General features: G+C 42.7%; 4 protein-coding genes and 1 pseudogene. 1 reads left to right on the top strand and 4 read right to left on the bottom strand.

The window, feature by feature from the left end; all coding sequences use genetic code 11:
• Positions 1–37 precede the first annotated feature (37 nt).
• Positions 38–529 (bottom strand): hypothetical protein, encoded by a 492-nt coding sequence (locus K6G33_RS13155; protein ID WP_296780328.1) that lies wholly within the window; start codon positions 527–529, stop codon positions 38–40.
• Between the two features lie 219 nt (positions 530–748).
• Between K6G33_RS13155 and K6G33_RS13160 the strand changes: the two genes are divergently transcribed.
• Complete coding sequence (locus K6G33_RS13160) at positions 749–1,495, top strand: ATP-binding protein (RefSeq protein ID WP_296780331.1); 747 nt, start codon at positions 749–751, stop codon at positions 1,493–1,495.
• A 57-nt stretch (positions 1,496–1,552) separates the two neighbouring features.
• Here K6G33_RS13160 and K6G33_RS13165 read toward each other — a convergent pair whose 3' ends face one another.
• The 3 genes and pseudogenes from K6G33_RS13165 to K6G33_RS13175 form a co-directional block, all read right to left on the bottom strand.
• Complete coding sequence (locus tag K6G33_RS13165; protein WP_296780333.1) at positions 1,553–2,491, bottom strand: NPXTG-anchored protein; 939 nt, start codon at positions 2,489–2,491, stop codon at positions 1,553–1,555.
• Between the two features lie 114 nt (positions 2,492–2,605).
• Positions 2,606–4,975, bottom strand: coding sequence for a hypothetical protein (locus K6G33_RS13170; protein WP_296780336.1), 2,370 nt, complete (start codon positions 4,973–4,975; stop codon positions 2,606–2,608).
• Between the two features lie 462 nt (positions 4,976–5,437).
• Positions 5,438–6,521 (bottom strand): annotated as a pseudogene (locus tag K6G33_RS13175) (hypothetical protein); the annotation flags it as partial.

Genomic DNA, 6,521 nt, shown 5'->3' on the forward strand with positions numbered 1-6,521 from the left:
AATCAAAACAGGGCGACATTGCGCCGCCCTTCTCATGTTAATTGAAAACAGTGTCCTCGTAGTACTTGAACTTCACGAGGGTATTACGCTTGTATGTAAGAGATCCCTGCTGGTTGAAGGGCACTTTGTCATATGCCTCAGCCGAGCACTCGATCTTCAGCTTCTGACCCTTTCTGGTCACGAAAACAAGCTCATAATATTCATCGACAAGTTTTACCTGTCCTGTGCTTTCTATTACTCTGAGTCGGTCATCGCTTTTTCTTATAAGCGTTGCCATTTCTACGATCGGTTCTGAAGTTCGTTTCTGCGTTGGTTCGTCCGAAGCACTTTTTCTACGGTCTGTCGGAGTCTTTCCGCCAGCCTGCATCTTTCTTGGCATTTCACCGCCGTCTTCATCGGTACGCTCCTCAAGGAAAAGGGAGATCACTCGTCTGAACGAGCTTTTTCCACTGAAAAGAAGCATTATGAGTATGAGTATTATTGCAATTGCCGCCAGTAGAATTAGCAGATTTCTTAGCTGTGGTGTCATTACGTTGCAGGCGTTTAAATACGCCGCTCCTTTCTTAGATTTGTGCTATATGGAATTAGGCTGCTTGTCGCGGATCAGCTGCAACGAGCGAAAATCAGCGTAACAACAGAAAAATTCCATATTAATATTATAATATATTTCACTGCGATTTGCAAGTTGTAATTGCAAAAATTCTTAAAATATGTTATAATAATAAAAAAATACTTTGCGGAGGTATTTATGCAGAAAATTCTTGGATATATGAGGAAGGCAATACATGAATACGGGCTTATAAACGACGGCGACCGAATTCTTGTAGGAGTTTCGGGCGGAAAGGACAGTCTTGTGCTTTTACAGGGACTGGTTTTACTTAAAAGATTTATCGGTATTGACTACGAAGTTGTCGGCGTTACTCTCGACATGGGCTTCACGGGCACAACGCCTGATTTCTCCCCTGTTGCTGAGCTCTGCAATAAAAGCGGCACGGAATACCATGTTATAAAGACTCAGATCGGCGAGATCGTTTTCGATGTCCGCAAGGAGCCTAATCCATGCAGTCTTTGTGCGCGTATGAGACGCGGTGCGCTTCACGATGCGGCAAACGAGCTGGGCTGCAACAAGGTCGCTCTGGGACACAACTACGATGACGCTGTTGAGACTTTCGTCATGAACCTATTCACTGAGGGGCGCATCGGCTGTTTTGCTCCGAGCACTTACCTTACCCACAAAAATGTCACGGTAATACGTCCGCTTGTTCTTGCTCCCGAGAAGGAGATTCGCAGAGCTGCCCGACGCTGTGAGCTGCCTGTTGTAAAGTCTGTTTGTCCTGCCGACGGACACACTAACCGCCAGAAGACCAAGGAGTTCCTTATTGATATGGAGCGCAAGGATCACGGCTTCAAGGACAGGCTTTTCGGTGCGATGAAACGCGCAAACGTGGACGGCTGGGGCGGTATCAACTGGACACCTCCGACACAAAAGGATTAAAAAAAGGCTCTCCAATCGGAGAGCCTTTAATTATTCAGTTGAATGACGACTAATTAATTAGTCTTCCTTCTTTCTGAGTGCGAATGCTGTACCTACAGCGATTGCAAGACCTGCAACTGCTACGCCTACACCAGCAACACCTGTCTTAGAAGCATCCTGGTTCTTACCAGTTGTCTTAGCCTTAGTTGTTGTTGGCTTAGCTGTTGTCTTAGCTGTGCCCTTAGTTGTTGTTGATGTAGAGCGAGAAGATGTTGTTGTAGATGTTGTAGATGAGCCAGATGTTGTAGTAGTTGAAGTTGTTGTAGTAGATGTAGTTGTTGTAGTTGTAGTAGTTGTAGTAGTAGTTGTTGTTGAAGATGTTGTAGTTGTACCCTCGATAAAGATACCACCCTGAACGATACCCTGTGTGAATACGTAAGCCTGCATGAGCTGACCTTCCTCGTCCTTAGCAACGTTTGTGAAAAGGTCCTCAGCTGTTGGCTTTGACTTGTAGATGATCTCTACTGGGTACTTGTCGCCAGCCTTAGCGTTTGCAGGAAGCTTGAGATCGAATGACCAAAGAACGCCATCCTTACCCTTGTCTCCTGAACAGTCTGTAGCTACGAAGAAACCGTGTGTACCGTCAGGCTGGATTTCCTGACCGAGAGTAGAACCAGCTTCGCCCTTTGTAGCGAGCTCGTCATCATCGTTAGGAACTATTGTAAGTCTCTCATCATAAGAGATGTGAATACCAGTTGCAGCGTACTTCTTGTTAGCGCCATCAACTGTTAATGTAATTTTACGAACCGGGTTAGCCTTAGCCTCTTCAATTGTGATATTATCAGTCTTGATTGTAAGAGTAGGCTTTACTGTTGCCTTACTTAAATCAAGGTTTCCAATATCATATTTCTGTTCTCCGCCAGCTGCACCAGCGAAAGCTGTCATAGCTGTTGTTGAAAGTGCAAGAGCAGAAACAGCAAGAGCAGCTACTGTACTCTTTAAAGTATTCTTCTTCATTGTTATTATTTCCTTTCAGATAGTTTTGGATATATATATGTCACCTGCCGCCGTAAAGACGGCAGATTGAACATTCTTTATCTTTATGTCACTTCTTGAATGTCGTTATTTTACTTACTTCTTTATAACGAGGTCCCAGATTTCCTTATCTGTTTCTTTATCGCTTACAGATCTCTTAGCGTAGAATGCAAGGATATTAGAAGCGTCGTTTGCATCAACAAGTCTCTTATCCTTCTTAGTATATCTTGTTACAGGCTTGTCAGCTGATGTGTGAACATCGCCGAGGAATGCTGCGAACTCATCATAGATGTCTGTAGGTGAAGTTACAAGAGTCTTGTTTGCTGAAAGCTTGTTATCGTAAACTGAACCATTTTCGTTTGTGGAGTTCTTTGCATAGTAAGCAAGTACCTGTGATGCGTCAGCTGCGTCAACCTTGTTATCGAGGTCAACGTCGCCCTTGAGAGCGATATAAGCTGTTACTGTAGCAGGCTTACCGTTCTCGAGCTTGAGTGCTTCACCGTTTGCATAGAGAGCAATATCATACTTGAATGAAGCATTGTTGCTCTTATATGTATCTGAAGGAGTTGCTGTACCGAAGTTTACATCAGCAGTGATGTCAGTAACTTCCTCAAACTCTCTTGTATTTACCTTCTCGCCGTTAAGTACGTAACCCTCAACGTATCTCTTGTGGAGCTTAACGTTGCTGAACTGGTTCTTGTCGAACTCGTCTTCAATGTTGAGGTAGAATGCAGTCTCAGTATCATATGTTACATATGAAGCAACGAGTGAAGTTGTAGCCTGTGGGAGAGTTGTTGATGTTGTAGAAGAAGTTGTTGATGTTGTTGATGTTGAAGATGTTGTCTTCTTTGTTGACTCAGTTGTTGAAGATGTTGTCTTAGCTGTTGTTGATGTTGAAGAAGATGTTGTCTTCTTTGTTGATTCAGTTGAAGATGATGTTGTCTTAGCTGTTGTTGAAGAAGATGTTGTCTTCTTTGTTGATTCAGTTGAAGATGATGTTGTCTTAGCTGTTGTTGAAGAAGATGTTGTCTTCTTTGTTGACTCAGTTGAAGAAGATGTTGTCTTAGCTGTTGTTGATGTTGAAGATGTTGTCTTCTTAGTTGACTCAGTTGAAGATGATGTTGTCTTAGCTGTTGTTGAAGAAGATGTTGTCTTCTTTGTTGTCTCTGCTGTTGTTGAAACAGAAGTTGTGATCTTAGTTGTTGTAGCTGTTGTAGTACCTGGTGCTGTTACGAGATTTCTCTCGATTCTTATGTCAACATCACCTGAATCACTGTTTGCAGCAGGCTTGAAGTTTACCTTAACTGTAACCTTTTTCTCAGAAGAAATAAATGTATCCTTCTTCTCATTCTCGACCCATGCCTTAACAGCTGCCTGCTCTGCATCAGGGAAGAAACCAGTTAAAACAGCTGAACCAGCACCGAACTTGAGGTCAACATTATATAATGTGTCGCCGAAAGCACCAAGCTCAGCAGCTGAAGTACTGATGTACTGCTCGCCTACAGACTTAACGATGTTCTCTAACACCCTAACGAAGATAGACTTCTGAGAAATTGCTGTAGCTGTTGCAGGGATCTGGAACTTCTTTGTACGCTTGTGAGCTGCGAGGTTCTCATTAGCATCTGCAATGATGCCAGCAACATTGTCCTCGTGGAAGGATCTTGTTGTAGCGAGTAATCTTTTCTCGTAATTGATAGCCTTATCAATATTTCTTATATACTTGTCGATCTCGTTGTTGAACTTCTGCTTACCTTCTTCTACGATCTCAGCAGGGAACTTCTCTTCGATTGACTGAAGACCAATAGCTCTTACTTCCTCTGTCTTTGCCTTAGCAAATGCTGGAAGCTCTGATAAGCCGTATGTACCGTCAGCAGTTTTGTACTCGCCCTTTACTTCAAACTTTGAACCGTGGTCAAGTGCTGAAGTAAGGAGTGTGATCTTGAATTCGCCGCCGACCTTTACAGAAGAGAAATCAATATCTGTAAGTCCTGGAACGTTAGCGCCCTGTGCGAGCTTTGCAATAGCCTCACCTGGTGTATATGCTATCGGGAGATTGATGTTTGGTTCATCGACCTTACCGCTGATGATGATGTCACCGTCTTCTGTGATAGTGTACTTAACATCATTTACAAGTGAAAGGCCGTAAGCTGCAAGCTCCTTGAACTTTCCTGCCTTGCTTAAGATCTCGTCCTTATACTTGGAAAGATCAATAAGACCGCCCTTTTCCTTAGATCCTGCAAGACGGAGCATTGTATTTACGTGATCATACCATTTTGCCTCAGACTCACCGGGCTTAATTTCAAGCAGCTGCTGAAGTGTAAGCGGATCGCGACCTGTGGACTGAACTTTTGCTGTCTCCTGAACAGCATCATTTGATACAGCGTTTGCAAAAGTGAGACACTGTGTGAAAGCAAGCGGGACAGTTGCGACTGCTGCTACAGCTCTCTTGAATAATGAGTTCTTCATCGTTCTATACCTCTCTAACATGTTTATTCGCGCCTTGAAGGAGTAGAAATTCTGTGTGATAGCTCCCTGCATCAGGCTTAATTTCGGGAAAGGTATCCTAATTTGCCTATACCTCACCCAAAAATTCATAACTACATTTTATCACACAAACGCCAATAAGTCAAGCAGAACAGCGTATTTTTCCCCAAAATTATTGACGATTAATAATATCCTTTTTTGTGCTTATTTCACAATCAAAACGTATATGTTTCGTAATATTTTTGGTCGAATGAACTTTCCGTATTATTTCATTGCTTAAATGGCTTCAATACGAACTTTCCCCCTTCTTTTATATGACGTTTTTGTCACAAAAAGGGTCACTTTTTTCTTTTTTCATGACAAATTATATCACTCTTTTATTTATTCGTCAAGCGGTATTTTTTGTAAAAAAAGCAGGTCTTGCGACCTGCTTTTTAGTGACTTTTATTTGCCAAATCTTAATGTACCAAGAACTTCGTTCCAGATATCATTTACAGACTTGTCATTGTTGTCAGAAGAAGAGTTCTTTGCGTAGAATGAAAGGATCAGTGAAGCATCATTTGCATCTACACGTCTTTCATTCTTCTTCTTGCTCCAGTTGTCTTCGCTCCACTCGTTCTGGTTTACGTCGCCGAGGAATGCAGCAAGCTCGTCAAGCTCGTCAGTTGGTGAAAGTACTGCTAAACCAGCCTTTGTGTTCTGGAGTATTACGTCATATGGCTCTCTTCCATTAGATGAAAGGAGTGCATAATAACGAAGTGCTGATGAAGCGTCTACTGCGTCAACCATATTATCAAGAGTGATATCGCCCTTTACGCCGATGTATGCTGTTACTGTAAGAGCGTTTCCGTCCTTATCTGTAAGAGCTGTATCACCGTAGTATACAGGTACATCATACTTGAAGTCGTCGATAGTTGTTACCTTCGGAACGTGTGTACGTGAATTGTAGATAGACTCAGGTGTTTCGCCGTTGTAATTGATGAGATCCATATTTATGGATGTTCTCTCTACTTCACGACCACCATCATAAACATCAATTATCTTCAGTGTCTTGACCTGACCCTTACTAAAGCCGCCTGTCTTGCCGTTTTCACGGATTCCGTTATCGTGGCTGAAGTAGTAACCTACCTGAGTCTCGATTACAGCGTAAGAGCCCTTGTATCCTTCGCTTGTTGTTGATGTTGTTGATGTTGTTGAGCTTGAAGTTGTTGTCTCAGAAGATACTGTTGTGGAAGTTGATGTCTCACGAGTGAGGTCTGTTCCGCCGATATCTGTACCATTTGTTGATGTTGTGATACTGATATCCTTCTGAGTTGTCTTATTAGTTGTGCTTGTGCTCTCAGTTGTCTTAGAGCCGCTTACTGTTGTGCTCTGAGTTGTCTTAGAACCGCTTACAGATGTTGATGTGTTCTTAGTTGTCTTTGAACCGCTTACTGTTGTGCTCTGAGTTGTCTTAGAACCGCTTACAGATGTTGATGTGTTCTTAGTTGTCTTAGAACCGCTTACTGTTGTGCTCTCAGTTGTCTTA

The organism is Ruminococcus sp. (assembly GCF_024691275.1).
Lineage (GTDB): Bacteria > Bacillota > Clostridia > Oscillospirales > Ruminococcaceae > Ruminococcus.

What these genes read in the sequence shown, in the direction of transcription:
- K6G33_RS13160 (WP_296780331.1), top strand. Translation starts at nt 749, where the DNA reads ATGCAGAAAATTCTTGGATATATGAGGAAGGCAATACATGAATACGGG.
- K6G33_RS13165 (WP_296780333.1), bottom strand. Translation starts at nt 2,491, where the DNA reads ATGAAGAAGAATACTTTAAAGAGTACAGTAGCTGCTCTTGCTGTTTCT.
- K6G33_RS13155 (WP_296780328.1), bottom strand. Translation starts at nt 529, where the DNA reads ATGACACCACAGCTAAGAAATCTGCTAATTCTACTGGCGGCAATTGCA.
- K6G33_RS13170 (WP_296780336.1), bottom strand. Translation starts at nt 4,975, where the DNA reads ATGAAGAACTCATTATTCAAGAGAGCTGTAGCAGCAGTCGCAACTGTC.